We start from the raw sequence: 26,510 nt of genomic DNA on the forward strand, positions 1-26,510 counted from the left end.
CTCAGCCGATTACCTCGATGCCCGCCATGTACGGCTTGAGCACTTCCGGCACGCGGATCGAGCCGTCTGCCTGCTGGTAGTTCTCCAGCACGGCGACCAGGGTACGGCCCACGGCCAGGCCCGAGCCGTTGAGGGTGTGCACCAGCTCCGGCTTGCCGGTTTCCGGGTTGCGGTAGCGCGCCTGCATGCGGCGAGCCTGGAAATCGCCGCAGTTGGAGCAGGAGGAAATCTCGCGGTACTTGTCCTGGCTCGGCACCCAGACTTCGAGGTCGTAGGTCTTGGCCGCGCCGAAGCCCATGTCGCCGGTGCACAGCGCCAGGGCGCGGTACGGCAGCTCCAGCGCCTGAAGGACCTTCTCGGCGTTGCCGACCAGGCTTTCCAGGGCTTCCCAGGACTTCGACGGCTCGACGATCTGCACCATCTCGACCTTGTCGAACTGGTGCTGGCGGATCATGCCGCGGGTATCGCGGCCCGACGCACCAGCCTCGCTGCGGAAGCAAGGCGTGTGAGCGACGAACTTCAGCGGCAGCTCCTTCGCATCGAGGATCTGCCCGGCGACGATGTTGGTCAGCGAGACTTCGGCGGTCGGGATCAGGTACAGGTCCGCTTCGTCTTCGCGCTGGATCTTGAACAGGTCTTCCTCGAACTTCGGCAGCTGGCCGGTGCCTTGCAGCGCCGGAGCCTGCACCAGGTACGGGGTGTAGGCCTCCTCGTAGCCGTGCTCGCGGGTGTGCAGGTCGATCATGAACTGCGCCAGGGCACGGTGCAGGCGAGCGATCGGGCCGCGCATCAGGGCGAAGCGCGCGCCGGACAGGCGCGCGGCGGTCTCGAAGTCCAGCCAGCCGTGCTGCTCGCCGAGGGCGACGTGGTCCTTGATCTCGAAATCGAAGGTGCGCGGGGTACCCCAGCGACGAACTTCGACGTTCTCTTCCTCATCAGCACCCACCGGCACGGATTCGTGGGGCAGGTTCGGGATGTTCAGCAACAGGATGTCCAGCTCGACCTGGATGGCGTCCAGCTCGCGCTTGCCGGATTCCAGCTCCTCGGCCATGCGGTTGACCTCGGCCTTCAGCGGCGCAACGTCCTCGCCATTCTTCATGGCCTGGCCGATGGCCTTGGAGCGCGAGTTGCGCTCGGCCTGCAGGGTCTCGGTGCGGGTCTGCACGGACTTACGCTGGCTCTCCAGCGCTTCGATGCGCGCCACGTCCAGGGTGAAGCCACGGGTGGCCAGGCGTTCGGCCACTTCCTGCGGCTGGGTACGAACCAGTTTGGAATCGAGCATGGTGTCTTCTCGTGTCTAGTGTCAGGCGGCGCTCGCGGGCGCCACTTCAGGATTTTCTGCGACGGCGGGAACTGGCCTTGTCGAGGCTGGCCAGGTGGCGCAGCTTTTCGCCGATCTTCAGTTCGAGCCCGCGCGGCACGGGTTGGTAATACTGGCGCGGTTCCATGGACTCGGGGAAGTAGTCTTCTCCGGCCGCATAGGCATCCGGCTCATCATGGGCATAGCGGTACTCGTCGCCATAGCCCAGGTTCTTCATCAGCTTGGTCGGTGCATTGCGCAGGTGCAGCGGCACTTCCAGCGAACCGCTTTCCGCCACATCACGGCGCGCCGTGTTGTAGGCGTTGTAGACGGCATTGCTCTTCGGCGCACAGGCCAGGTACACGATAGCCTGCGCAATCGCCAACTCGCCTTCGGGGCTGCCAAGGCGCTCCTGCACATCCCAGGCGTGGAGGCACAGGGTCAGGGCGCGCGGATCGGCATTGCCGATGTCCTCACTGGCCATGCGCACCACGCGGCGGGCGATGTACAGCGGATCGCAGCCGCCATCGAGCATGCGCGAATACCAGTACAGCGCGCCATCGGGGCTGGAACCGCGCACTGACTTGTGCAGCGCGCTGATCTGGTCGTAGAACGCCTCGCCGCCCTTGTCGAAACGCCGGCGCGAGTCGCCCAGCAGGTTCTGCAGCAGCTCGGCGCTGATCTCGCCGTTGTCCTCGGCGAGGTCCGAGGCGTTTTCCAGCAGGTTGAGCAGGCGCCGGCCATCGCCGTCAGCAGCCGCCATAAGGATGGCGAAGCTGTCGTCGGGCAGGCTCAGGTTGCGCTTGCCCAGGCCCTTCTCCTCCGTCAGCGCACGCTCGACCAGCCGGCGCAGGGCTGCTTCATCAAGGCTTTTCAGCACGTAGACGCGGGCGCGGGAGAGCAACGCGTTGTTCAGTTCGAAGGACGGGTTCTCGGTGGTCGCGCCAATGAAGATCAGCGTGCCGTCTTCCACATAGGGCAGGAAGGCATCCTGCTGACTCTTGTTGAAGCGATGCACTTCGTCGACGAAGAGGATGGTGCGGCGACCGTACTGCGCAGCATGCTGCTTGGCCACTTCCACCGACTGACGAATCTCCTTGACCCCGGAGAGCACCGCCGAGATGGTCTCGAAGTGCGCGTCGGTAACCTGGGCCAGCAGCTTCGCCAGGGTGGTCTTTCCGACCCCAGGCGGGCCCCAGAAGATCATCGAGTGCAGCGCGCCCTGCTCTAGGGCCTCGCGCAGCGGCTTGCCGCGGGCGAGCAGGTGCTCCTGACCGACGTACTCGTCCAGGCTGGTCGCGCGCAGGCGCGCGGCCAGGGGCTGGGAAACGGGGGCGGAGCGGAACAGATCCACGGTCTTACCTATTACTTAAAGCAGGCGCTTGGCGCCGATCATTCCTGAATGACGTCGACGCCCTTGGGCACTTCGAAGACGAACTGCTTGGCGTCCATCGCCTCGTTCATCTTCACGTCGAAGAACAGGATGTTGGTGCGCTGGCCGACGCTGTCGATCAGCTGCATGTCGTTCACCACGCCGCTACGGAAGGAAATCCGCAGGCTGTCGAACAGGGTGTCCTTGGACTTCGGCTTGAGGGTGAAGTCCACTACGTTGCCACCGTCCTTGGCGCTGATGTCGAAGCTCTGGCCAATCTTCGACACGTCGCCGGAGAGCAGCAGCGCCGGGGTCTGGGTCAGGCGCTGGTCGAGCTTCTGGATGGTCACCTGCTCCAGGTCCGGGTCATACAGCCAGATCTTCTCGCCGTTGGAGATGAGCAGCTGCTCGTTCGGCGCATCGGTGTGCCAGCGGAACAGGCCCGGGCGCTTGAGGCCCAGGGTGCCGGCGGTTTCCTGCAGACGGGTGCCGCTGCCATCCAGGGTCAGCTGGGAGAAGCGCGCGGTCATGGTCTGGGCCTTGGTGAGCATCCCGCTCAGGCGCTGCGCAGCAGCCTCGTCGGCATGGGCCTGGACGCCGGCAACAGCCAGCGCAGCAACGAACAACAGGCGGATCAGACGCATCGAAACCCTCGAAGTCGAATCAATCACGGATCGGGGCCGGCGCGATGACTTCGCGCGAGCCATTGGTATTCATCGGAGTGACCACGCCGGCCATCTCCATTGCCTCGATCATCCGCGCGGCGCGGTTGTAGCCGATCTTCAGCTTGCGCTGCACGGCGGAGATCGAAGCCCGGCGGCTTTCGGTGACGAAGCGTACGGCTTCGTCGTAGAGCGGATCGTCCTCGCTGCCCTCACTGCCCTCGCCGCCACCGCCACCTTCGAACGAACCGCCGCCGCCTTCGTCGGCACCGGCGAGGATGTCTTCGATGTAGTTCGGCGCGCCACGCAGCTTCCACGCCTCGACGACGCGGTGCACCTCATCGTCGGAGACGAAGGCGCCATGGACGCGGATCGGCAGGCCGGTACCCGGCGGCAGGTAGAGCATGTCGCCGTGGCCCAGCAGTTGCTCGGCGCCACCCTGGTCGAGGATGGTGCGCGAGTCGATCTTGCTGGACACCTGGAAGGCGATTCGGGTCGGGATGTTCGCCTTGATCAGGCCGGTGATCACGTCCACCGACGGACGCTGGGTCGCCAGGATCAGGTGGATGCCCGCCGCACGCGCCTTCTGGGCGATACGGGCGATCAGTTCTTCCACCTTCTTGCCGACGATCATCATCATGTCGGCGAATTCATCGACCACTACCACAATGGTCGGCAGGGTCTGCAGCAGCGGCGCCTCGTCTTCCATGCTCTCGCGGCGGTACAGCGGGTCGGTCAGCGGGGTGCCGGCCTCCTCCGCATCCTTCACCTTGCGGTTGAAGCCGGCGAGGTTACGCACGCCCATGGCCGCCATCAGCTTGTAGCGGCGCTCCATCTCGGCGACGCTCCAGCGCAACGCGTTGGCGGCCTCCTTCATGTCGGTGACCACCGGGCAAAGCAGGTGCGGAATGCCTTCGTAGATCGACAGTTCCAGCATCTTCGGGTCGATCATGATCAGCCGCGCCTCTTCCGGCGTGGACTTGAACAGGATCGACAGGAGCATGGCGTTCACCCCCACCGACTTACCCGAACCGGTGGTACCGGCCACCAGCAGGTGCGGCATCTTCGCCAGGTCGGTGATGACCGGGTTGCCGCCGATGTCATGGCCCAGGGCCAGTGGCACGGTGGACTTGTGCTCGTCGTACTCCGGTGTCATCAGCACTTCGGAGAAGCGCACCATCTGCCGGTCTTCGTTGGGAATCTCGATGCCCACGGTGGTCTTGCCGGGGATGACTTCCACCACGCGCACGCTGATCACCGCCAGCGAGCGCGCCAGGTCCTTGGCCAGGTTGGAGATGCGGCTGACCTTCACGCCGGCGGCCGGCTGGATTTCGAAACGGGTGATCACCGGGCCCGGATGCACGGACTCGACGATGACTTCGACGCCGAATTCCTTGAGTTTGATTTCCAGCAGGCGCGACATGGCCTCCAGGGATTCCGGCGAGTAGCTCTGCTTCTTCTCGGAAGCCGGGTCGAGGATCGACAGCGGCGGCAGCGTACCTTCCACGGCGGTATCGACGAACAGCGGCGCCTGCTTCTCTTTCAGCACGCGCTTGCTCGGCTCGGCCGGCTTGGTGGGCGGCGGCGGGACGTCGATCTTCGGCGCCACGCGCTTCTCGCGCTCCTGCACGCTCTTGACCAGCGCTTCCTCGCGCTCGATCAGGCGCTCCTTGACCTTGGCCTGCTCGCGGCGGTCGGCAACGATGGGAGCGGCGACTTCGGCCACGCGCTCGTCGACTTCACGCAACTGGGCGACGAGCTGCTTGTGCTCGCTGCGGGCACTCCACCAGCGGTTGGTGGCGTTATGAATGAGCTCGAAGAGGTCGAGAGTGATCTTGCCAGTGACGTCCATCACCTTGAACCAGGACAGGTCGGCGAACACCGTCATGCCGAACAGGAACAGCGCCAGGAACAGCAGCGTACTGCCCTGCACGTTCAGCGCATTGATGCCCAGCTGGCCCAGGCTCTCACCCAGGGCGCCGCCAGCCGTGGCGGGCATGTGGGCACCACTGGTGTGGAAATGAATGTAGGCCAGCGCGGAGCCGGACAGGACCAGGAACACCAGGCCGATCAGGCGCCAGGAGAATAGCCAGCCGCTCCACTCCCAGGCCACGTGGCGCTTGCGGAAGACCTGATAGGTCTTTACCGCCAGCAGCAGCGGGAACAGGTAGGCGAAATAGCCCAGCACCATGAACAGAATGTCAGCGCTCAGCGCACCCAGACGGCCGGCCGCGTTCTGCACCTGCTCGACGTGACTGGAATGGCTCCAGCCCGGATCGGAGGAATCGTAGGTGAGCAGCGCCATCCAAAGGTAAAGACAGAGCGCGCCCAGCGCGATCAGAGCCCCTTCCTTCAGACGGTAATGCAGTTGCTGGCGCCAGGCGGCGGCATGGCTTGCTGTGGTGTCCTTCAAAACGCTTCTATTCCTGCGCTATACGCGCGTCCGAGAGTCGTTGGGCCGCGAAACGGGCCTATTGTACGGCTTTGGCCGGCCGATGCCAGCGAACCCGGGTGTGCCTGACTGCGCTTTTGCCGGCTTTCCGGGGTTCGGTGTAGCATAGCCCAACACCGCTTTTCGGCTGCTCAATTGGAGCATGCATTCTCTTACGTGACAAAGGCTTATGGAGTCTTTTTATGAGTGAAGTCAAGCATTCGCGCCTGATCATCCTGGGCTCCGGCCCCGCGGGCTACACCGCGGCCGTGTATGCCGCGCGCGCCAACCTCAAGCCTGTTGTCATCACCGGCATCCAGCCCGGCGGCCAACTGACCACCACCACCGAGGTCGACAACTGGCCCGGCGACGTCGAGGGCCTGACCGGTCCCGCCCTGATGCAGCGCATGGAGCAGCACGCCAAGCGTTTCGATACCGAGATCGTCTACGACCACATCCACACCGCCGAGTTGCAGCAGAAGCCTTTCACCCTCAAGGGCGACAGCGGCACCTACACCTGCGACGCGCTGATCATCGCCACCGGCGCCTCGGCCCAGTACCTGGGCATGTCCTCGGAAGAGGCCTTCATGGGCAAGGGCGTTTCCGCCTGCGCCACCTGTGACGGCTTCTTCTACCGCAACCAGGTCGTCTGCGTGGTCGGCGGCGGCAACACTGCCGTGGAAGAGGCGCTGTACCTCTCCAACATCGCCAAGGAAGTCCACCTGATCCATCGCCGCGACAAGCTGCGCTCGGAGAAGATCCTGCAGGAGAAGCTGTTCGAGAAGGCCAGGAACGGCAACGTACGCCTGCACTGGAACACCACCCTGGACGAAGTCCTGGGCGACAACATGGGCGTGATCGGCGTGCGCCTGAAGGACGCCGAAAGCGGCGAAACCCGTCAGCTGGACCTCTCCGGCGTATTCATCGCCATCGGCCACAAGCCCAACACCGACCTGTTCAAGGGCCAGCTGGAAATGCATGACGGCTACCTGAAAATCAAGGGCGGCGCCGAAGGCAATGCAACCCTGACCAGCATCGACGGCGTATTCGCCGCTGGCGACGTGGCCGACCACGTCTATCGCCAGGCGATCACCTCCGCCGGCGCCGGCTGCATGGCCGCGCTGGATGCCGAAAAGTTCCTCGACGACAACTGATCGGCGCAAGGGGAGGCTCGCCCTCCCCTCCTCCCTATGCTCAAGTGGCTTTCGCGCAGCAATTTCGACTTTCCGCCCCTCGACAAGGCCCTGCACGAGCCCAACGGCCTGCTTGCGGCCGGCGGGGACCTCAACCCGCAGCGCCTGATCCAGGCCTACCGCCATGGCTGTTTCCCCTGGTACCAGGACGGCCAGCCGATCCTCTGGTGGTCACCCGACCCGCGCACCGTGCTGTTTCCCGAAGAACTGCATGTCTCCCGCAGCCTCGCCAAGTTCATCCGCCAGCAGCAGTACCAGGTCACCCTCGACCAGGCCTTCGAGCAGGTCATTCACGGCTGTGCCGGCCCGCGCGATTATGCGGACGGCACCTGGATCACTACGCCGATGCAGGAGGCCTATTGCGAGCTGCACCGCCTGGGCATCGCCCACTCGGCGGAAGCCTGGCACGGCAATGAACTGGTCGGCGGGCTTTACGGCCTGGCCATCGGCCGCCTGTTCTTCGGCGAATCCATGTTCAGTCGCGCCGACAATGCCTCCAAGGTCGCCTTCGTCACTCTGGTGCAGCGCCTGAAGGCCGCCGGCTTCGTGATGATCGACTGCCAGATGCCGACCCAGCACCTGCACAGTTTTGGTGCCCGCGCCATTTCCCGTCGCGAATTCGCCAGCTACCTGCGCCGTCATCTCGACGAAACTCCATCGCAGGACTGGACTTCGCAGGCGGACCCGCTCAGCCTGTCTTAAACTTGCCTGAGGGACCTCGCAGGGGTTGAAGATGACCGAGCTCGCCCGCCTGAAGTTTTACGCCACACAACCGCATCCATGCAGCTATCTGCCCGAAGAACAGGCGACCACCCTGTTCCTCGACCCCAGCCAGCCCATGGACGCGCAGTTGTACGCCTCGCTGTCCGAGGTCGGCTTCCGGCGCAGCGGCGAACACCTCTACCGACCACACTGCCAGCATTGCACCGCGTGCATCCCGGCACGCATTCCGGCCACTGGCTTTCAACCGAACCGCCAGCAGAAGCGCATCATCAAGCGCAACGCCGACCTGGAAGTCCTCCGCAAGCGCCCCGCCTTCACCGAGGAGTACTACGCCCTCTACATGCGCTACATCGAACAACGCCATGCCGACGGAGACATGTACCCACCCAGCCGCGACCAGTTCGCCACCTTCCTCGTCCGCGACCTGCCATTCAGCTGCTTCTTCGAGTTCCGCCTGCACGGCAGACTGCTCGCCGTCGCTGTCACTGACGTACTGCCCAACGGTCTCTCCGCCGTCTACACCTTCTACGACCCGGATGAGGAGCGCCGCAGCCTGGGGCGCTTTGCCATCCTCTGGCAGGTGGCCGAGACCGAGCGCCTGAACCTGCACGCCGTCTACCTGGGCTACTGGATCAAGAATTGCCGGAAGATGAACTACAAGACCCAGTACCGCCCGATCGAGCTTTTCGTGAACCAGCGCTGGGTGGCGCTGAACTGAAGCGAAAACACCCATTGGCGTTGTGGGGCGATTTCAGGCACAATGTGTGCCTTTTTTAATGCCCTGAAACTTCAGGCAACCATAGATACCGAGGGTTCTACTGCATGTCGAAAGAAGACAGCTTCGAAATGGAAGGCACTGTCGTCGACACCCTGCCCAACACCATGTTCCGCGTGGAGTTGGAGAACGGGCACGTCGTTACCGCGCACATCTCCGGGAAGATGCGCAAGAACTACATCCGCATCCTGACCGGCGACAAAGTTCGCGTTGAACTGACGCCCTACGACCTGTCCAAGGGTCGCATCACCTACCGCGCTCGCTGACAGACGGTAGGTGCCGGTAAAAACCGGCACACAGAAAAACGCCCGGCATTGCCGGGCGTTTTCGTTTACGCCTGATTTATAAGCGTCAGGCCGGTTCTGCGGCGATCACTTCGAACTCGAAGGCGAGTTCGCCATCCTTCAGGTCCACATGGGCCACGCCACCGTGCTCGGCCAGCTCGCCGAACAGGATCTCCTCGGCCAGCGGCCGCTTGATCTTGTCCTGGATGAGCCGCGCCATCGGGCGAGCGCCCATCTGCGGGTCATAGCCCTTGTCCGCCAGCCAACCGCGCGCCGAGTCGCTGACTTCGATCTGCACGTGCTTGTCCTCCAGCTGCGCCTGCAGCTCGGTGAGGAACTTGTCGACGATGCTCTTGATAGTCTCGTGACTCAGGCGGCCGAACTGGATGATGGTGTCCAGACGGTTGCGGAACTCCGGGGTGAAGCTCTTCTTGATCACTTCCATGGCATCGGTGGAGTGGTCCTGCTGCGTGAAGCCGATGGAGGCCCGCGCCGCGGTTTCCGCGCCAGCGTTGGTGGTCATGATCAGGATGACGTTGCGGAAGTCCGCCTTGCGTCCGTTGTTGTCGGTCAGGGTGCCATGGTCCATCACCTGCAGCAGCAGGTTGAAGACTTCCGGGTGCGCCTTCTCGATCTCGTCCAGCAGCAGCACGCAGTGCGGCGTCTTGGTGATCGCTTCGGTCAGCAGGCCACCCTGATCGAAACCGACGTAGCCCGGAGGCGCGCCGATCAGACGGGACACGGTATGCCGCTCCATGTACTCGGACATGTCGAAGCGCACCAGCTCCACACCCAGCGCCTTGGCCAGCTGACGAGCCACCTCGGTCTTGCCCACCCCGGTCGGACCGGAGAACAGGAAGGAGCCGACTGGCTTGTCCGGCGATTTGAGACCGGCGCGTGACAGCTTGATGGCAGTGGACAGCGACTCGATGGCCGCGGCCTGGCCGAACACGGTCAGCTTCAGGTCCCGCTCCAGGTTGCGCAGCAGCTCTTTATCGGAGCTGGAAACGTGCTTGGGCGGAATCCGCGCAATCTTCGCGACGATGTCCTCGACCTGCGGCACTTCGATGCGCTTCACGCGCTTCTCTTCCGGCTGCAGGCGCTGGTAGGCACCCGCCTCGTCGATCACATCGATGGCCTTGTCCGGCATGTGCCGGTCATTGATGTAGCGGGCGGCCAACTCGGCGGCGGCGCGCAGCGCTTCATCGCTGTACTCGATGTGGTGGTGCTGCTCGAAGCGCGGCTTCAGGCCCTTGAGGATGCCGAAGGTATCTTCGACGGACGGCTCAGTGACGTCGACCTTCTGGAAGCGACGAGCCAGCGCGCGGTCCTTCTCGAAGATGCCGCGGAATTCCTGGAAGGTGGTTGAACCGATGCAGCGGATCTCACCGGACGACAACAGCGGCTTCAGCAGGTTGGACGCATCCATCACTCCGCCCGATGCCGCACCGGCACCGATGATGGTGTGGATCTCGTCGATGAACAGCACCGCATGCGGACGCTTGCGCAGTTCGTTGAGCAGCGCCTTGAAGCGCTTCTCGAAGTCGCCGCGGTACTTGGTGCCCGCCAGCAGCGCACCCAGGTCCAGGGAGTAGACGACGCTGTCGGACAGCAGGTCCGGCACCTGGCCGTCGACGATGCGTTTGGCCAGGCCTTCGGCGATGGCGGTCTTGCCGACGCCAGCCTCACCCACCAGCAGCGGGTTGTTCTTGCGGCGACGAGCCAGGATCTGCGCCACGCGCTCGACTTCCGACTCACGACCGACCAGCGGGTCGATACGCCCCTGACGCGCCAGGTCGTTCAGGTTACTGGCATAGGCATCCAGCGGATGACTGGAAGTGGAAGACTCGCCGCCCTCCTCGTCCTGCATCTCCTGCTCGTTGTCCTGATGCTCGGCATGGCCCGGCACCTTGGAGATGCCATGGGCGATGTAGTTGACCACGTCGATCCGCGCAACGCTCTGCTGCTTGAGCAGGAACACCGCCTGACTTTCCTGCTCGCTGAAGATGGCGACCAGTACGTTGGCGCCGGTGACTTCGCGCTTGCCGGAACTCTGCACGTGGAATACGGCACGCTGCAGGACGCGCTGGAAGCCCAGGGTCGGCTGGGTTTCGCGATCCTCATCGTGCTGGGGGATCAGCGGCGTGGTGGAATCGATGAACTCCTGCAGGTCTCGCCGCAGCTTGTCCAGATTCGCACCGCACGCCTTCAGAACCGTCGCGGCAGCCTCATTATCAAGAAGCGCCAACAGCAAGTGCTCAACGGTCATGAACTCATGCCGCTTCGCCCGCGCCTCCTTGAAGGCGAGATTGAGGGTGACTTCGAGCTCTCGATTCAACATGACTTCACCTCGCTCCCAAACATCCGCATCAACCTTCTATCTCAATTTCGCACAACAGTGGATGTTGGCTCTCCCTCGCATATTGATTGACCTGCATGGCTTTGGTTTCCGCGACATCGCGGGTAAAGGTCCCGCAGTGCGCCTTGCCCTGGGTATGCACAGTCAACATGACCTTGGTTGCCTGCTCGCGGTTCATGTTGAAGTACAGCTCGAGCACCTCAACCACGAAATCCATCGGGGTGTAATCATCGTTGAACATGATGACCCGATACATGGACGGCGCCTTCAGGGCCGGCTTGGCTTCTTCAACCGCCAGCCCCGTCCCGTCGTCTTCCAATGGATCCGGGCGGTCCTGATTGAATGTTAGTCGAATCTGGCTACTTGCATGCATGCTGGAATAAAAGCTTTGCGAGTGGGTGAATGAGTGGGCCGGCCGGAGTTTGAATCGCCTCTCAGGCCCAGACGACGCCGCCTTGACTAACGGCAAAAGGGTGTTACAACCAAAGGATACCCCCGGAGGGTATCAGGAGTTCCGGACGCCAGTCTTCAGAAAAAGGCATAGCGGAATAGTAGTGGATGATACTCCAGCGATGGAGTCCTTTGCAGAGGGATATCAGCATGCTTAGCGGTAAGGTCAAGTGGTTCAACAACGCCAAGGGCTACGGTTTCATCCTGGCTGATGGCCGAGATGAGGACCTGTTTGCTCATTACTCGGCAATCCAGATGGATGGCTACAAGACTCTCAAGGCCGGCCAACCCGTCAGTTTCGAGATCCTGCAAGGTCCGAAGGGGTTGCACGCGGTGAACATCCAGCCCGTCAACGCCAATGCATCCACCCCGTCCGCGCAGACTGCCCCGAGCAGCGAGGTAGAAAACCTCACGGCGGAAGCCTGATTCGTCAAGGATCAGACGAAACGAAAAAGGCCGGCAGCAAGCCGGCCTTTTTCATGGGCAACGCATCACCCGGTTACATCTTGGCGATGATCGCGTCACCGAACTCGGAGCAGGACAGCAGCTTGGCACCGTCCATCAGTCGCTCGAAGTCGTAGGTCACGGTTTTCGCGGCGATGGCGCCGTTCACGCCGTCGATGATCAGGTCGGCCGCTTCCGGCCAGCCCATGTGGCGCAGCATCATCTCGGCGGAGAGGATCACCGAGCCCGGGTTGACCTTGTCCAGCCCGGCGTACTTGGGCGCAGTGCCGTGGGTGGCCTCGAACATGGCCACCGAATCGGACAGGTTGGCTCCCGGTGCAATGCCGATACCGCCCACCTCTGCCGCCAGGGCATCGGACAGGTAATCACCGTTGAGGTTGAGCGTGGCAATGACGTCGTACTCGGCCGGGCGCAGCAGGATCTGCTGCAGCATGGCGTCGGCGATCACATCCTTCACCACGATATTCTTGCCGGTGGTCGGGTTCTTGAACTGCATCCACGGACCGCCGTCGAGCAGCTGGGCACCGAACTCGTCGCGGGCGAGCTCATAACCCCAGTCCTTGAAGGCGCCCTCGGTGAATTTCATGATGTTGCCTTTATGGACGATGGTGACCGAGCTACGGTCATTGTCCACGGCGTATTGCAGGGCCTTGCGCACCAGGCGTTTGGTGCCCTCTTGGGAAACCGGCTTGATGCCGATGCCGCAGTTTTCGGTGAAGCGGATCTTCTTGACGCCCATTTCCTCGGTGAGGAACTTGATGACCTTCTGCGCCTCGGGGGTTCCGGCCTTCCACTCGACGCCGGCATAGATGTCTTCGGAGTTCTCGCGGAAGATCACCATATCCACGTCGCCGGGCTTCTTCACCGGGCTCGGCACACCTTCGAACCAGCGCACCGGGCGCAGGCAGACATAAAGGTCGAGCTGCTGGCGCAGCGCCACGTTCAGGGAGCGAATGCCACCGCCCACCGGAGTGGTCAGCGGGCCCTTGATCGATACGACGTAGTCGCGAACAGCATCCAGGGTTTCCTGGGGCAGCCAGGTGTCCTGGTCGTACACCTGAGTGGCCTTCTCGCCCGCGTAGACTTCCATCCACGCGATCTTGCGGTCGCCCTTGTAGGCTTTCTCGACGGCGGCGTCGACGACCTTGATCATGACCGGACTGATATCGACACCAATGCCATCGCCCTCGATGAAGGGGATGATCGGGTTCTTCGGTACATTCAAGGACATATCGGCGTTGACGGTGATTTTGTCACCGGCCGGCACCTGGATCTTTTGGTATCCCATGCTGAACTCCGCTTTTTGATTGAAACCCTCTTGCAGCCACTGAGGGTAGCTCACAAGTCGGTAATCGAACTACATCATTCCTTAGTCTAAAAAAGGGACACGCTTCACCCTGCCTTTAGGGTGGTATACTGGCCGGCATGACTTAATGGTCATCGAGGTCCGAGCAGTCTGGGACCAGACTCTCTCCTCGCAGCGGCGCACGTCCTCACCAGGATCCCGCCGTACAACGCTCTACTGGCGCCCCAATATCCCCGCGGCAAATCTCGAAGGTCGGTCAACCACTTCGCTGACCGCAAGCGTGTACCAACGCGATTCGAGACTCTGTGCGCGCCCAGCAAAGAAGAGAGTTAGAACGAGATGTCCATCCGCTCGAAGATCACCTACACCTTCACCGACGAAGCACCCGCCCTTGCCACCTATTCGCTTCTTCCTATCGTAAAAGCCTTTGCCGCTTCCGCCGGCATCGACGTCGAGACCCGCGACATCTCTCTTTCAGGCCGTATCCTGGCCTCCTTCGCTGACCAGCTCGGCGACAAGGCCATCGAAGACGATCTGGCCTACCTGGCCGTACTGGCCACCGACGCCAAAGCCAATATCATCAAGCTGCCGAACATCTCCGCTTCGGTGCCGCAGCTCAAGGGCGCCATCGCCGAGCTGCAGAAGCTGGGCTACGCCGTTCCGGACTTCCCGGAAGACCCGCAGACCGACGCCGAGAAAGACACCCGCGCCCGCTACGCCAAGGTCCTGGGCAGCGCCGTGAACCCGGTCCTGCGTGAAGGCAACTCCGACCGCCGCGCCCCGGCCGCCGTAAAAGCCTACGCCCGCAAGCACCCGCACAGCATGGGCAAGTGGAGCATGGCTTCGCGCTCCCACGCCGACTACATGCGTGGCGGCGACTTCTTCTCCAGCGAGCAGTCGGTCACCATCCCGAAGGCCGGTGAAGTCCGCATCGAGTTCGTCGGCAAGGACGGCAAGGTCGAGACCAAGAAGACCCTGAAGATGCAGGACGGCGAAGTCCTCGACAGCATGTTCATGAGCTGCAGCAAACTGCGCGCCTTCTTCGAGAAGACCCTGCAGGACTGCAAGGAAACCGGCGTCATGTGGTCCCTGCACGTCAAGGCCACCATGATGAAGATCTCCCACCCGATCGTCTTCGGCCACGCCGTCACCGTCTACTACAAGGACGTGTTCGAGAAGTACGGCCAGCTGTTCGAAGAGCTGGGCGTGAACCCGAACAACGGCATCTCCAGCGTCTACGACAAGATCAAGTCGCTGCCGGCCTCGCAGCAGGAAGAAATCCTCCACGACATCCACGAGGTGTACAGCCACCGCCCGGAAATGGCGATGGTCGACTCGGTCAAGGGCATCACCAACCTGCACATCCCCAGCGACGTGATCGTCGACGCCTCCATGCCGGCCATGATCCGCAACTCGGGCCAGATGTGGGGCAAGGACGGCAAGCAGAAAGACACCAAAGCGGTAATGCCGGAAAGCACCTACGCCCGCATCTACCAGGAAATGATCAACTTCTGCAAAACCAACGGCGCGTTCGACCCGACCACCATGGGCAGCGTACCGAACGTCGGCCTGATGGCGCAGAAGGCCGAGGAATACGGCTCCCACGACAAGACCTTCGAACTGGAAGCTGACGGCGTGATGCGCGTTGTCGATGCCGACGGCAAGGTCCTGATGCAGCACGAAGTTCAAGCCGGCGACATCTGGCGCGCCTGCCAGACCAAGGACGCCCCGATCCGCGACTGGGTCAAGCTGGCCGTTACCCGCGCCCGCGCCTCCAACACCCCAGCCATCTTCTGGCTGGACCCGGAGCGCGCCCACGACAACGAGCTGCGCAAGAAGGTCGAGCTGTACCTGAAAGACCACGACCTGACCGGTCTGGACATCAGCATCAAGGGCTACAACGAAGCCATCCGCACCAGCATGGAGCGCCAGCTGCGCGGCCTGGACACCATCTCGGTGACCGGCAACGTCCTGCGCGACTACCTGACCGACCTGTTCCCGATCATGGAACTGGGCACCTCGGCCAAGATGCTGTCCATCGTTCCGCTGATGGCGGGCGGCGGCATGTACGAAACCGGCGCCGGCGGCTCGGCTCCGAAACACGTACAGCAGCTGGTGGAAGAGAACTACCTGCGCTGGGATTCCCTGGGCGAGTTCCTGGCCCTGGCGGTCTCCTTCGAAGAAGAAGGCATCAAGACCGACAACGCCAAGGCCAAGGTACTGGGCAAGACCCTGGACATCGCCACCGGCAAGCTGCTCGACAACAACAAGTCGCCGTCGCGCAAGATCGGTGAGATCGACAACCGCGGCAGCCACTTCTACCTGGCCATGTACTGGGCCCAGGCCCTGGCCGAGCAGAACGACGACGCCGAGCTGAAAGCTCACTTCGCCGGCCTGGCCAAGACCCTGACCGAGAAGGAAGCAACCATCGTCGCCGAACTGAACGGCGTACAGGGCAAGCCGGCGGAAATCGGTGGTTACTACCGTTCCGACGCGGAGCTGACCAGCAAGGTCATGCGCCCGAGCGCGACCTTCAACGCCGCGATCGACGCACTGGCGTAAGCCTTTTCGCGTGACACCAGAACCCCCGGGCCTTCCCGGGGGTTCTGCTTTCTGCTTCCGGCAACGTTAAACTCGCGCCTTTTCCACAATCTTCCCGAGGGGAATCCACACCCATGCGCTGGCTAGCACACGTCACCGTCGCCACCATCGTCGAAGACCAGGGCCGCTTCCTGCTGGTGGAGGAAATGTCCGCTGACAAAAAGCCGGTCTTCAACCAGCCCGCAGGCCACCTGGAAGCCAACGAAACCCTGCTCGAGGCCGCCGTGCGCGAAACCCTCGAGGAAACCGGCTGGGACGTGGAGCTGACCGCCGTTACCGGCATCTACCTGTACACCGCCCCCAGCAACGGCGTGACCTACCAGCGCGTCTGCTTCGCCGCCCGCCCCCTGCGCCACCACCCCGAGCGCGCACTGGACGACGGCATCCTCGGCGCCCGCTGGATGACCCGCGAAGAGCTGGCCGCACAGCCCGATCGCTGGCGCAGCCACCTGGTCCTGCGCTGCATCGATGACCACCTCGCGGGCGAAAGCTTCCCCCTGGCACTGATCCGCGACTGAACCCGGCGAAAACCCGCAGCCGAGCCTCTGGCGCTCGGCTCTGGTAGAATCGCTCTCTTTACCTGCGTTCGTGACCCGCTGCCATGTCTGATTCCCCCAAAGCCCCCCAGAACACCCGCGTCATCGTCGGCATGTCCGGCGGCGTGGATTCCTCCGTCTCCGCCCTCCTCCTCAAGGAACAGGGCTACCAGGTGGAAGGACTGTTCATGAAGAACTGGGAAGAGGACGATGGCACCGAGTACTGCACCGCCATGACCGACCTCGCGGACGCCCAGGCCGTCTGCGACCGCATCGGCGTCAAGCTGCACACCGCCAACTTCGCCGCGGAGTACTGGGACAACGTCTTCGAGCACTTCCTCGAGGAATACAAGGCCGGCCGCACGCCGAACCCGGACATCCTCTGCAACCGCGAAATCAAGTTCAAGGCCTTCCTCGACTACGCCGTCGCCCTGGGCGCCGACCTGATCGCCACCGGCCACTACGTGCGCCGCCGCGACATCGACGGCCGCAGCGAACTGCTCAAGGGCCTGGACCCGAACAAGGACCAGAGCTACTTCCTCCACGCCGTGGGCGGCGAGCAGATCGGCAAGACCCTGTTCCCGGTCGGCGAACTGGAAAAGCCCGAGGTCCGCGCCATCGCCGAGAAATACGGCCTGGCCACCGCGAAGAAGAAGGACTCCACCGGCATCTGCTTCATCGGCGAGCGCCGCTTCAGCGACTTCCTCAAGCAGTACCTGCCGGCCCAGCCAGGCAACATCGAGACCACCGACGGCACGGTCATTGGCAAGCATGTCGGCCTGATGTACCACACCATCGGCCAGCGCCAGGGCCTGGGCATCGGCGGCCTGAAGAATGCCGACGACAGCCCCTGGTACGTGCTGGAGAAGGACCTGGCGCGCAACGTCCTGGTCGTCGGCCAGGGCAACGACCACCCATGGCTGTTCTCCCGCGCCCTGCACGCCTCGCACATCTATTGGGTCAACCCCATCGACCTGGACCAGCCCAAGGCCCTGCGTGCCAAGGTGCGCTACCGCCAGGCCGACCAGGATTGCGTGCTGGAGCATACCGGGAACGGCTACCGCGCCGTCTTCGACGAGCCGCAGCGCGCCGTCACCCCGGGCCAGTCCGTCGTCTTCTATGACGGCGAAGTCTGCCTCGGTGGCGGCGTCATCGAATCCGCTGAACCCGCGTTCGCTAAGGACCATCCATGAGCGATCTGCACGACCAGATCATCGCCCTATCCGGCGTCTTTGAAGCCTCTGCCCTGGTAGACCGCCTCGCCCGCACCGGGCAGATCCCCGAGGCGCCGCTGGGCTGCATGCTAGGCAGCCTGCTGGTGCGCGATCCGAAGACCACCCTCGATGTCTACGGCGGCGACACCGCCAACCTGCGCGAGGGCTTCCGCGCACTGGTCAGCGCCCTGGAGCGCGACCCCAACAGCCTGCAGCGCGAACCGCTGCGCTATGCCCTGTCGCTGATCGGCCTGGAACGCCAGTTGAACAAGCGTCCCGACATGCTCGACATCATGGGCACCCGCCTCGATCAGGTCCAACAACAGGTGCAGCACTTCGGCCTGGTCCACGAGAACGTCATCGCCTCCTGCGCCGGCCTCTACCAGGACACCCTGAGCACCTTCCGCCAGCGCATCCAGGTCCACGGCGACATGCGCCACCTGCAGATCAATGCCAACGCTGCGCGCATCCGCGCCCTGCTGCTGGCCGGCATCCGCTCCGCGCGCCTGTGGCGACAGCTCGGCGGCAACCGCTGGCAGATGCTGTTCAGCCGGAAGAAAATGCTCAACGAACTGCGCCCCCTGTTGCGAGGCTGAAACACCCCTTGCGGTCGTCGCAAGGGCGACCGGTTCGCGCCTTTCATGTATGATGTGCGCCCTTTTCGTTGACCGACAGCTACGAGAACGCCCCATGCAGCTTTCCTCCCTTACCGCGGTATCCCCCGTTGACGGCCGTTACGGCAGCAAGACCAGCGCCCTGCGTCCGATTTTCAGCGAATACGGCCTGATCCGTTTCCGCGTCCTGGTGGAGGTCCGCTGGCTCCAGCGTCTCGCCGCCCACGCCGGCGTCCCTGAAGTCGCCCCCTTCTCCGCCGAAGCCAACGCCCTGCTCAACCAGCTGGCCGACGACTTCCAGCTGGAGCACGCGCAGCGCATCAAGGACATCGAGCGCACCACCAACCACGACGTCAAAGCCGTGGAATACCTGCTCAAGGAACAAGCCGCCAAGCTGCCGGAGCTGGCCAAGGTCAGCGAGTTCATCCACTTCGCCTGCACCTCCGAGGACATCAACAACCTGTCCCACGCCCTGATGCTGCGCGAAGGCCGTGACACCGTGCTGCTGCCGCTGATGCGCCAGATCGCCGATTCCATCCGCGAACTCGCGGTGAAGTTCGCCGACGTACCGATGCTCTCGCGCACCCACGGCCAGCCGGCCTCCCCGACCACCCTGGGCAAGGAACTGGCCAACGTCGTCTACCGCCTGGAGCGCCAGATCAAGCAAGTCGCTTCGGTCGAACTGCTCGGCAAGATCAACGGCGCCGTGGGCAACTACAACGCCCACCTGTCCGCCTACCCGCAAGTGGACTGGGAAGCCAACGCCCGCGAGTTCATCGAGGGTGACCTCGGCCTGAACTGGAACCCCTACACCACCCAGATCGAGCCGCACGACTACATCGCCGAGCTGTTCGACGCCGTCGCGCGCTTCAACACCATCCTCATCGACTTCGACCGCGACATCTGGGGCTACATCTCCCTGGGCTACTTCAAGCAGAAGACCGTTGCCGGCGAAATCGGCTCCTCGACCATGCCGCACAAGGTCAACCCGATCGACTTCGAGAACTCCGAAGGCAACCTGGGTATCGCCAACGCCCTCCTCCAGCACCTGGCCAGCAAACTGCCGATCTCCCGCTGGCAGCGTGACCTGACCGACTCCACCGTGCTGCGCAACCTGGGCGTGGGCTTCGCCCACAGCGTCATCGCCTACGAGGCCAGCCTCAAGGGCATCGGCAAGCTGGAGCTGAACGCTGCGCGCATCGCCGACGACCTGGACGCCTGCTGGGAAGTCCTGGCCGAGCCGGTGCAGACCGTCATGCGCCGTTACGGCATCGAGAACCCCTACGAGAAGCTCAAGGAGCTGACCCGCGGCAAAGGCATCAGCGCCGAAGCCCTGCAGGTGTTCATCGAAGGCCTCGACATGCCGGCAGAAGCCAAGGCCGAGCTGAAGAAACTGACCCCCGCGAACTACATCGGTAACGCTGTCGCCCAGGCCAAGCGCATCTGAGATTCGCCCTGACTTTGCACGCCCGGCTGTGCCGGGCGTTTTTGTTTCAAGGACTTAACCATGAATCCTGCTATTCCTCTTCAGCTTTTGGGCGGCATCAGCGCCGACGAATTCCTCCGCGATTACTGGCAGAAGAAGCCCCTGCTGGTGCGCCAGGCCATCCCTGATTTCAAGAGCCCGCTGGACCCTGATGAGCTGGCCGGCCTCGCCCTGGAAGAGATGATCGAATCGCGCATCGTCCTCGAACACGGCGACAGCCCCTGGGAACTGCGCCGCGGCCCGTTCCAGGAAGACACCTTCAGCCAGATGCCGGAGCGCGACTGGACCCTGCTGGTGCAGGCCGTCGACCAGTTCATCCCGGAAGTCGCCGAGCTGCTGGAGCACTTCAGGTTTCTGCCCAGCTGGCGTATCGACGACGTGATGATCAGCTACGCCGCTCCCGGCGGCGGCGTCGGCCCGCACTTCGACAACTACGACGTATTCCTGCTGCAGGGCCACGGCCGCCGCCGCTGGAAAGTCGGCCAGACCTGCGACGCCAGCAGCCCGATGCTGCCCCACGCCGACCTGCGCATCCTCGCCGAATTCGAAGAGACCGCCGACTGGGTACTCGAACCCGGCGACATGCTCTACCTGCCGCCGCGCATCGCCCACTACGGCATCGCCGAAGACGACTGCATGACCTACTCGGTCGGTTTCCGCGCGCCCAGCGCCGCTGAAGTGCTGACCCACTTCACCGACTTCCTCGCGCAGTTCCTCTCCGACGAGGAGCGCTACAGCGACGCCGGCATGGCAGCCATGAAAGGCGACTTCGATCAGCACCAGATCCAGCGCGACGCCCTCGATCGTCTGAAGAACCTGCTGCAGGAACACATGAGCGACGAGCGCCTGCTGCTCACCTGGTTCGGCCAGTTCATGACCGAGCCACGCTACCCGGAACTGGTGGCCGGCGAGGAGATCGAGGAAGACGACCTGACCGCCGCCATCGAAGACGGCGAAGTCCTGATCCGCAACCCCAGCGCGCGCATGGCCTGGAGCGAAGTGGACGTCGGCCTGCTGCTGTTCGCCAGCGGCCAGACCGTGGTCCTGCCGGAAAAACTGCGCGACCTGCTCAAGCTGGTGTGCTCGGCGGAATCGCTGCACGAAGGGAATCTCGGCCAATGGCTGGCCGACGACGATGGGCGTAAGCTCATCGGAGAACTGATCAAACAGGGCAGTCTGGAGTTTGCCGATGAGTAGCAAGATCAGGGTTCGCGTCGCGGACTGGCAAAAGGATAATGCCGATCTGCGGCGCATTCGCGAGGCAGTGTTCATCGCCGAGCAATCGGTCCCGCCGGAACTCGAATGGGACGCCGAGGATGTCGAAGCCGTGCACTTCCTGGCCTTCGAAGGCGACTACGCCATCGGCACCGCCCGCCTCCTGCCGGACGGGCACATCGGCCGGGTCTCGGTCCTCAAGGACTGGCGCGGCCTGAAGGTCGGCGACCTGTTGATGCGCGCCGCCATCGAGCAGGCGGAAAGCCAGGGGCTGCAGCGCCAGTTGCTGACGGCTCAGGTCTACGCCATCCCCTTCTATGAACGGCTAGGCTTCCAGGTGGCCAGCGGCGAATTCCTCGACGCCGGCCTCCCCCATGTGGACATGGTGCGCGAGAGCGCCTGAGCAACCACCGACAAGGAGCGACATGGATAACGCCCCGGAAAAAGACGACCTCCCGGTAGAACTGCCGGATATCGAGTTTCAGTCACCGGGGCGTTTTGCCGTTCACAACCCGCCCAGTGAAGCGCTGCCGCCCGAAATACTGGAGCCGGCGCCGTTTCGCCTCGGCGAAGGCGACCAGTTGCAGCGCTTCAGCAAGCCGGACGAGGCCCGCGCCCACGCCCTCGCACTGATCCAGCAGGCGCGCCGCACGCTCTACCTCTACACCCCCGACCTGGAACCCTGGCTGTACCACCACAGCAGCATCCAGGAGGCCTGCACCCAGTTGCTGCTGGGCAATCCGCGCAATCGCCTGATGATCCTGGTACGCGACAGCACCCGCGCGGTGAAGGAAGGCCATCGCCTGCTCAACCTCAGCCGTCGACTGTCGAGCTACTGCCAGATCCGTCGGATCAATCCCGACTACCCGAGCGAGGAACATGCCTTCCTGCTCGCCGACGATTGCGGCCTGCTGCTGCGCCCGGAGCCGGGCGAGTACGCCGGCTACGCGCACTACAACAACGCTGGCCGCGTCCGCCAGCTGATCGCGCAATTCGAACAGACCTGGAACACCAGCGTCCTCGATCCGAACCTGCGGAGCTTCCTGATTTGAGCCGACACCCTCTCGCCCTGCTGCTCGCCTGCGCCATCAGCGTCACCGCCGTTGCGGCGCCGCGCACCGAGATCATCCCGCTCAACTACCGCACCGCCGAAGACGTGCTGCCGGTGGCACAGCAGGTGCTGGGCAACGAAGGCCGGGTGACCGCCTACGGCAACCAGCTGGTGGTGAACGCCGAGCTGGCGAAGATCCGCGAACTGCAGCAGGTACTCGAACAACTGGATACGCGCCCGCATCAGCTACTGATCAGCGTCGACACGCTCGACGGCAGCCAGGGCAGCCAGAGCGGCTACTCGGTGAACGGCTCGGTCAGCGCCGGCAACGTCGACATCCAGGCCGGCCGCGGGGAAGTCAACGGCCGCGACCAGGTGCGCATCATCAATCGCTCCACCAACAGTCGCGGTGGCGGCACGCAGCAGGTGCGCACCACCGAGGGCTCCCCTGCCTTCATCCAGGTCGGCCAGAGCCAGCCGGTGACCAACGCCGGCATCGGCCCCTACGGCCAGGTCTACAGCCAGACCGAATACCGCGACGCCAACCAGGGCATGTACGTGACCGCCAGCCTCACCGGCAACCTCGTGCACATCACCCTGAGCACCCGCAACGACCGCTTCAACAACAACTACCAGGGCTCGATGAACACCAGTTCGGCGGATACCAGCGTCAGCGGCCCCATCGGCCAGTGGATCGAAGTCGGCGGCGTCAGCCAGAGCAACCAGAGCACGCAAAGCGGCTACACCCGCCAATACAGCACCCAGGGACGCAGCGACAGCACCCTGCGGGTGAAGGTCGAAGTGCTCGACTAATCCTTCCGTAGGTGACTTGCCAGTCCTCGTTAGACCTTCGTGTAGTAGTCCAAAAAAAACACTACAAAACGTTTGACGAACGCTCGTTTGAAAGTGCATGATGGCTTCGCTCCCGCTAACCAGAGGGTCTCAAAGCCCTCCGGACCGAGCCTGTGGCCCACCCGCCGCGCTGGTCCGTGTTGTTAAGCCCACAAGGCGGATCGACGAGGTTGCGACTGGCAAGAGGTTGTCCTGAGGGACGGGGAAGCAAGCCTTAGCAACAGTACGAAGTGACGGATTCAGCCGTCCACCATCGCCCAACGGCTGCCACGAGCCGGCAAGCGATTCTGGATGTCACCGCTGCAGTCACCAGTCTGTAAGCCGCTCTACCCCATTCCTCCAGTGCCACTCCTTCTTTCGGTCGCATCTTCGCCATCCCGCGGCGAGCAACCCGCAGTCAACTCCGTGCAGATACGGGTTTTGAGTGGGTAGTCGGTGCTCAACCACACACATACTTTGAAGGATTGACCATGTCCGCTTATCAAAACGACATCAAGGCCGTTGCCGCTCTGAAAGAGAAAACCGGTAACAGCTGGAGCGCTATCAACCCCGAGTCGGTTGCCCGCATGCGCGCTCAGAACCGCTTCAAGACTGGTCTGGACATCGCCAAGTACACTGCGGCCATCATGCGCAAGGACATGGCCGAGTATGACGCCGACGCTTCCGTCTACACCCAGTCCCTGGGCTGCTGGCACGGCTTCATCGGTCAGCAGAAGCTGATCTCGATCAAGAAGCACCTGAAGACCACCAACAAGCGCTACCTCTACCTGTCCGGCTGGATGGTTGCCGCGCTGCGCTCCGACTTCGGCCCGCTGCCCGACCAGTCCATGCACGAGAAAACCGCCGTTTCCGGCCTGATCGAAGAGCTGTACACCTTCCTGCGCCAGGCTGATGCCCGCGAACTGGACCTGCTCTTCACCGCCCTGGACAGCGCTCGCGCCGCCGGCGACAAGGTCAAGCAGGACGAAATCCAGGCCCAGATCGACGGCTACGAAACCCACGTAGTACCGATCATCGCCGACATCGACGCCGGTTTCGGCAACCCGGAAGCCACCTACCTGCTGGCCAAGAAAATGATCGAAGCCGGTGCCTGCTGCATCCAGATCGAGAACCAGGTTTCCGACGAGAAGCAGTGCGGCCACCAGGACGGCAAAGTGACCGTTCCGCACGAAGACTTCCTCGCCAAGATCAACGCTGTTCGCTACGCGTTCCTCGAACTGGGCGTTGACGACGGTGTGATCGTTGCCCGTACCGACTCCCTGGGTGCCGGCCTGACCAAGCAGATCGCCGTGACCAAAGAGCCGGGCGACCTGGGCGACCAGTACAACTCCTTCCTGGACTGCGAAGAAGTTTCCGCTGCCGAACTGCAGAACGGCGACGTGGTGATCAACCGCGGCGGCAAGCTGCTGCGTCCCAAGCGTCTGGCTTCCAACCTGTTCCAGTTCCGCAAGGGCACCGGCGAAGACCGTTGCGTCCTGGACTGCATCACCTCGCTGCAGAACGGCGCCGACCTGCTGTGGATCGAAACCGAGAAGCCACACGTTGGCCAGATCAAGGGCATGGTTGACCGTATCCGTCAGGTCATCCCGAACGCCAAGCTGGTTTACAACAACAGCCCGTCGTTCAACTGGACCCTGAACTTCCGCCAGCAGGTGTTCGATGCGTTCGTCGCCGAAGGCAAGGACGTTTCCTCCTACGACCGCGCCAAGCTGATGAGCGTCGAGTACGACGAGACCGAACTGGCCCAGGTTGCTGACGAGAAGATCCGTACCTTCCAGCGTGACGGCTCCGCCCACGCCGGCATCTTCCACCACCTGATCACCCTGCCGACCTACCACACCGCCGCGCTGTCCACCGACAACCTGGCCAAAGGCTACTTCGCCGACCAGGGCATGCTGGCCTACGTGAAGGGCGTTCAGCGTCAGGAACTGCGTCAGGGCATCGCCTGCGTCAAGCACCAGAACATGGCTGGCTCGGACATCGGCGACAACCACAAAGAGTACTTCGCTGGCGAAGCCGCTCTGAAAGCCTCCGGTAAAGACAACACCATGAACCAGTTCCACTAAGAACTGGCACAACCAGCCCCTCGGGGCTGGGAGGCTCAGCAAGACCCCGGCTTCGGCCGGGGTCTTGCTTTTTCTGCCTGACCGAAATGCGCTTGGCCGAACCGCCAGCCACCGCTTCTCCGCCCGCCAAGGGCAGATCCGCGCCAACATGCCAGCCTCGGGCTTCCTTTATATGAACGGAATGCCACGCATGCACGGAAAACCCAGGCGCAACCGCCTCGCCCTCGCCGCCCATCTCATCCAGCGCCTGCCACGCCGCCTGCACGAACCACTGCTGAGCCGCCTGTTCTGCTCCCAGGTGCGCTTTGCCGGCACCGCTGGCGTGCGCATCCAGAAGCTCTCAGGCGATGAAGTACGCATGAGCCTGACCAACCACCGCCGCACCCGCAATCACATCGGCGGCGTCCACGCCGCAGCAATGGCCCTGCTGGCAGAGTCCGCGAGTGGCTGCATGGTCGGCATGAATCTGCCCGATCACAAGCTGCCACTGATCAAGACCCTCAAGGTGGACTATCTGCGTCGGGCCAGCGGCAGCCTGCGCGCCATCGCCACGCTGACGCCGGAACAGCGCCGCGCAATGCTGGAGGAAGATCGCGGCGAAGCATTGGTGCAGGTCACCTTGCTGGACGACTCCGGCGCCGAGCCGGTGCGCTGCGAGATGCTTTGGGCGTGGATTCGGAAGGGAAACTGAACCACTCCAGCCGAGGGGCGACCAACGAGTTCACAGTGGGATAATTCGAAGTCGAATACCAGGCGAAATAAAAGCTGCGCCGCTTATATGTAGTAAAGTTACGGATATACGACACTGCAAATGATAATATTTATCATTTATAGCCTGGCGATTTATTGCGGCCAAATACCTCGAAAGTACTATTCGACCAAAGCCGAAGTGCCGTCACACTAGGCATCCAGAGCCGCGCAAACAGGGCGCTACGGGAAATGCAAAAGCCTTTTGCCCGAAATAGAAGCATCTGTTTGTGTTGGAAAAATTTACTTGCTGAAGGCTTTGGGCATAAAATTGGAAAGATGACCTGAACCCTTAGCTCACTATCCTTGAGTTGTCGGGTTCGCAGTAGTCGGGCGTTGCGCCCGAAACCCAAGACAATCGTTTTTTGTAGGAAGGAGTATCGGCATGCCCAATCCAGCTGAACTTGCAGCTCAACACTGGGGACTCGCCGCCTTCCTTTTAGGAGTGCTGGGCCTGCTCGCCTTCATGCTAGGGGTTTCCAGCCTGCTTGGCAGTAAGGCATTTGGTCGCAGCAAGAACGAACCGTTCGAATCCGGGATCGTTCCTACCGGCAGCGCACGCCTGCGTCTGTCGGCAAAATTCTATCTGGTCGCGATGCTCTTCGTGATCTTCGACGTCGAAGCCCTCTTCCTCTTCGCCTGGTCCGTGTCCGTCCGTGAAAGCGGTTGGGCCGGTCTGATCGAGGCAACCATTTTCATAGCAATTCTGTTGGCAGGTCTTGTCTACCTGTGGCGTATCGGCGCGCTCGATTGGGCGCCGGCGGCACGTCGCGCACGGCAGGCGAAGCTAAAACAATGAGGCTTTGGC

Annotated in this window: 24 protein-coding genes; 17 read left to right on the top strand and 7 right to left on the bottom strand. The window is 62.9% G+C overall.

The annotated features are described in order from the left end of the window. Position 1 precedes the first annotated feature (1 nt). Genes serS through ftsK form a run of 4 tightly spaced genes read right to left on the bottom strand, consistent with a single transcriptional unit; the run spans position 2 to position 5,747 of the window. Positions 2-1,282, bottom strand: a complete 1,281-nt coding sequence (gene serS / locus J2T47_RS12850; RefSeq protein WP_253447087.1) for a serine--tRNA ligase — start codon at positions 1,280-1,282, stop codon at positions 2-4. A 46-nt stretch (positions 1,283-1,328) separates the two neighbouring features. After that, positions 1,329-2,654 (bottom strand): replication-associated recombination protein A, encoded by a 1,326-nt coding sequence (locus J2T47_RS12855; protein WP_081520470.1) that lies wholly within the window; start codon positions 2,652-2,654, stop codon positions 1,329-1,331. Positions 2,655-2,692: 38 nt separating this feature from the next. Further along, positions 2,693-3,316: an outer membrane lipoprotein chaperone LolA gene (lolA, locus tag J2T47_RS12860; RefSeq protein WP_253447090.1), complete on the bottom strand. Its 624-nt coding sequence runs from the start codon at positions 3,314-3,316 to the stop codon at positions 2,693-2,695. A gap of 19 nt (positions 3,317-3,335) precedes the next feature. Next, positions 3,336-5,747: a DNA translocase FtsK gene (ftsK, locus tag J2T47_RS12865; RefSeq protein WP_253447093.1), complete on the bottom strand. Its 2,412-nt coding sequence runs from the start codon at positions 5,745-5,747 to the stop codon at positions 3,336-3,338. A gap of 221 nt (positions 5,748-5,968) precedes the next feature. On the opposite strand from ftsK, the gene trxB reads away from it, so the two are divergent. The 4 genes from trxB to infA all read left to right on the top strand — a co-directional run bounded on the left by trxB (position 5,969) and on the right by infA (position 8,722). Beyond that, entirely contained in the window at positions 5,969-6,919 is a 951-nt protein-coding gene (gene trxB, locus J2T47_RS12870; RefSeq protein WP_253447096.1) for a thioredoxin-disulfide reductase, read from the top strand. A 36-nt stretch (positions 6,920-6,955) separates the two neighbouring features. Further along, complete coding sequence (gene aat, locus J2T47_RS12875) at positions 6,956-7,660, top strand: leucyl/phenylalanyl-tRNA--protein transferase (protein ID WP_253447099.1); 705 nt, start codon at positions 6,956-6,958, stop codon at positions 7,658-7,660. A gap of 31 nt (positions 7,661-7,691) precedes the next feature. After that, on the top strand, positions 7,692-8,399 hold the full coding sequence (locus tag J2T47_RS12880; protein ID WP_253447102.1) for an arginyltransferase: 708 nt from the start codon (positions 7,692-7,694) through the stop codon (positions 8,397-8,399). A gap of 104 nt (positions 8,400-8,503) precedes the next feature. After that, a complete protein-coding gene (gene infA / locus J2T47_RS12885; protein ID WP_002553999.1) occupies positions 8,504-8,722 on the top strand; it encodes a translation initiation factor IF-1 in 219 nt (72 codons plus the stop codon). Between the two features lie 85 nt (positions 8,723-8,807). On the opposite strand, the gene clpA is transcribed toward infA, so the two are convergent. After that, complete coding sequence (clpA, locus tag J2T47_RS12890) at positions 8,808-11,081, bottom strand: ATP-dependent Clp protease ATP-binding subunit ClpA (protein ID WP_253447105.1); 2,274 nt, start codon at positions 11,079-11,081, stop codon at positions 8,808-8,810. 28 nt (positions 11,082-11,109) lie between these two features. Continuing rightward, positions 11,110-11,472, bottom strand: a complete 363-nt coding sequence (clpS, locus tag J2T47_RS12895; RefSeq protein ID WP_138526520.1) for an ATP-dependent Clp protease adapter ClpS — start codon at positions 11,470-11,472, stop codon at positions 11,110-11,112. Positions 11,473-11,699: 227 nt separating this feature from the next. Between clpS and cspD the strand changes: the two genes are divergently transcribed. Beyond that, on the top strand, positions 11,700-11,975 hold the full coding sequence (gene cspD / locus J2T47_RS12900; protein WP_045214920.1) for a cold shock domain-containing protein CspD: 276 nt from the start codon (positions 11,700-11,702) through the stop codon (positions 11,973-11,975). A gap of 73 nt (positions 11,976-12,048) precedes the next feature. Here cspD and icd read toward each other — a convergent pair whose 3' ends face one another. Continuing rightward, a complete protein-coding gene (gene icd / locus J2T47_RS12905) occupies positions 12,049-13,302 on the bottom strand; it encodes an NADP-dependent isocitrate dehydrogenase (RefSeq protein WP_253447108.1) in 1,254 nt (417 codons plus the stop codon). 357 nt (positions 13,303-13,659) lie between these two features. On the opposite strand from icd, the gene J2T47_RS12910 reads away from it, so the two are divergent. From J2T47_RS12910 to J2T47_RS12965, 12 genes are all read left to right on the top strand, one after another. Then, positions 13,660-15,882 carry an NADP-dependent isocitrate dehydrogenase gene (locus tag J2T47_RS12910; protein ID WP_253447111.1) on the top strand — a complete coding sequence of 741 codons (2,223 nt, stop codon included), beginning with the start codon at positions 13,660-13,662 and terminating at the stop codon, positions 15,880-15,882. A gap of 113 nt (positions 15,883-15,995) precedes the next feature. Further along, the gene (locus tag J2T47_RS12915; RefSeq protein ID WP_253447115.1) at positions 15,996-16,439 is read left to right on the top strand and encodes an NUDIX hydrolase; all 444 of its coding nucleotides are present in this window, start codon (positions 15,996-15,998) and stop codon (positions 16,437-16,439) included. Positions 16,440-16,522: 83 nt separating this feature from the next. After that, on the top strand, positions 16,523-17,650 hold the full coding sequence (mnmA, locus tag J2T47_RS12920) for a tRNA 2-thiouridine(34) synthase MnmA (RefSeq protein ID WP_253447118.1): 1,128 nt from the start codon (positions 16,523-16,525) through the stop codon (positions 17,648-17,650). Beyond that, entirely contained in the window at positions 17,647-18,267 is a 621-nt protein-coding gene (gene hflD, locus J2T47_RS12925; RefSeq protein ID WP_253447121.1) for a high frequency lysogenization protein HflD, read from the top strand. Before mnmA ends, hflD begins: the two co-directional genes overlap by 4 nt. Positions 18,268-18,361: 94 nt before the next feature. After that, complete coding sequence (purB, locus tag J2T47_RS12930) at positions 18,362-19,732, top strand: adenylosuccinate lyase (RefSeq protein WP_192402398.1); 1,371 nt, start codon at positions 18,362-18,364, stop codon at positions 19,730-19,732. Between the two features lie 60 nt (positions 19,733-19,792). Then, positions 19,793-20,968 carry a ribosomal protein uL16 3-hydroxylase gene (locus tag J2T47_RS12935; protein ID WP_253447124.1) on the top strand — a complete coding sequence of 392 codons (1,176 nt, stop codon included), beginning with the start codon at positions 19,793-19,795 and terminating at the stop codon, positions 20,966-20,968. Continuing rightward, positions 20,961-21,389 carry a GNAT family N-acetyltransferase gene (locus tag J2T47_RS12940; protein ID WP_017517103.1) on the top strand — a complete coding sequence of 143 codons (429 nt, stop codon included), beginning with the start codon at positions 20,961-20,963 and terminating at the stop codon, positions 21,387-21,389. Before J2T47_RS12935 ends, J2T47_RS12940 begins: the two co-directional genes overlap by 8 nt. 22 nt (positions 21,390-21,411) lie before the next feature. Further along, entirely contained in the window at positions 21,412-22,038 is a 627-nt protein-coding gene (locus J2T47_RS12945) for a histone acetyltransferase HPA2 (protein WP_253447127.1), read from the top strand. Beyond that, positions 22,035-22,850, top strand: coding sequence for a secretin N-terminal domain-containing protein (locus J2T47_RS12950; RefSeq protein WP_253447159.1), 816 nt, complete (start codon positions 22,035-22,037; stop codon positions 22,848-22,850). The genes J2T47_RS12945 and J2T47_RS12950 overlap by 4 nt, the downstream gene beginning before the upstream one ends. 509 nt (positions 22,851-23,359) lie before the next feature. Beyond that, on the top strand, positions 23,360-24,955 hold the full coding sequence (locus J2T47_RS12955; RefSeq protein WP_253447162.1) for an isocitrate lyase: 1,596 nt from the start codon (positions 23,360-23,362) through the stop codon (positions 24,953-24,955). 190 nt (positions 24,956-25,145) lie between these two features. Then, positions 25,146-25,646: a DUF4442 domain-containing protein gene (locus J2T47_RS12960; RefSeq protein WP_253447165.1), complete on the top strand. Its 501-nt coding sequence runs from the start codon at positions 25,146-25,148 to the stop codon at positions 25,644-25,646. A gap of 441 nt (positions 25,647-26,087) precedes the next feature. After that, entirely contained in the window at positions 26,088-26,501 is a 414-nt protein-coding gene (locus tag J2T47_RS12965) for an NADH-quinone oxidoreductase subunit A (RefSeq protein WP_017517108.1), read from the top strand. The last annotated feature ends 9 nt before the right edge of the window (positions 26,502-26,510 follow it).

The sequence above is a fragment of the Pseudomonas nitroreducens genome, from assembly GCF_024170165.1.
Classification (GTDB): Bacteria; Pseudomonadota; Gammaproteobacteria; order Pseudomonadales; family Pseudomonadaceae; genus Pseudomonas; species Pseudomonas nitroreducens_C.

Bases quoted from the DNA above. Each gene is read 5' to 3' on its own strand.
- serS (WP_253447087.1), bottom strand. From the start codon at position 1,282: ATGCTCGATTCCAAACTGGTTCGTACCCAGCCGCAGGAAGTGGCCGAA.
- lolA (WP_253447090.1), bottom strand. From the start codon at position 3,316: ATGCGTCTGATCCGCCTGTTGTTCGTTGCTGCGCTGGCTGTTGCCGGC.
- trxB (WP_253447096.1), top strand. From the start codon at position 5,969: ATGAGTGAAGTCAAGCATTCGCGCCTGATCATCCTGGGCTCCGGCCCC.
- aat (WP_253447099.1), top strand. From the start codon at position 6,956: ATGCTCAAGTGGCTTTCGCGCAGCAATTTCGACTTTCCGCCCCTCGAC.
- J2T47_RS12880 (WP_253447102.1), top strand. From the start codon at position 7,692: ATGACCGAGCTCGCCCGCCTGAAGTTTTACGCCACACAACCGCATCCA.
- infA (WP_002553999.1), top strand. From the start codon at position 8,504: ATGTCGAAAGAAGACAGCTTCGAAATGGAAGGCACTGTCGTCGACACC.
- clpA (WP_253447105.1), bottom strand. From the start codon at position 11,081: ATGTTGAATCGAGAGCTCGAAGTCACCCTCAATCTCGCCTTCAAGGAG.
- clpS (WP_138526520.1), bottom strand. From the start codon at position 11,472: ATGCATGCAAGTAGCCAGATTCGACTAACATTCAATCAGGACCGCCCG.
- cspD (WP_045214920.1), top strand. From the start codon at position 11,700: ATGCTTAGCGGTAAGGTCAAGTGGTTCAACAACGCCAAGGGCTACGGT.
- icd (WP_253447108.1), bottom strand. From the start codon at position 13,302: ATGGGATACCAAAAGATCCAGGTGCCGGCCGGTGACAAAATCACCGTC.
- J2T47_RS12910 (WP_253447111.1), top strand. From the start codon at position 13,660: ATGTCCATCCGCTCGAAGATCACCTACACCTTCACCGACGAAGCACCC.
- J2T47_RS12915 (WP_253447115.1), top strand. From the start codon at position 15,996: ATGCGCTGGCTAGCACACGTCACCGTCGCCACCATCGTCGAAGACCAG.
- mnmA (WP_253447118.1), top strand. From the start codon at position 16,523: ATGTCTGATTCCCCCAAAGCCCCCCAGAACACCCGCGTCATCGTCGGC.
- hflD (WP_253447121.1), top strand. From the start codon at position 17,647: ATGAGCGATCTGCACGACCAGATCATCGCCCTATCCGGCGTCTTTGAA.
- purB (WP_192402398.1), top strand. From the start codon at position 18,362: ATGCAGCTTTCCTCCCTTACCGCGGTATCCCCCGTTGACGGCCGTTAC.
- J2T47_RS12935 (WP_253447124.1), top strand. From the start codon at position 19,793: ATGAATCCTGCTATTCCTCTTCAGCTTTTGGGCGGCATCAGCGCCGAC.
- J2T47_RS12940 (WP_017517103.1), top strand. From the start codon at position 20,961: ATGAGTAGCAAGATCAGGGTTCGCGTCGCGGACTGGCAAAAGGATAAT.
- J2T47_RS12945 (WP_253447127.1), top strand. From the start codon at position 21,412: ATGGATAACGCCCCGGAAAAAGACGACCTCCCGGTAGAACTGCCGGAT.
- J2T47_RS12955 (WP_253447162.1), top strand. From the start codon at position 23,360: ATGTCCGCTTATCAAAACGACATCAAGGCCGTTGCCGCTCTGAAAGAG.
- J2T47_RS12960 (WP_253447165.1), top strand. From the start codon at position 25,146: ATGCACGGAAAACCCAGGCGCAACCGCCTCGCCCTCGCCGCCCATCTC.
- J2T47_RS12965 (WP_017517108.1), top strand. From the start codon at position 26,088: ATGCCCAATCCAGCTGAACTTGCAGCTCAACACTGGGGACTCGCCGCC.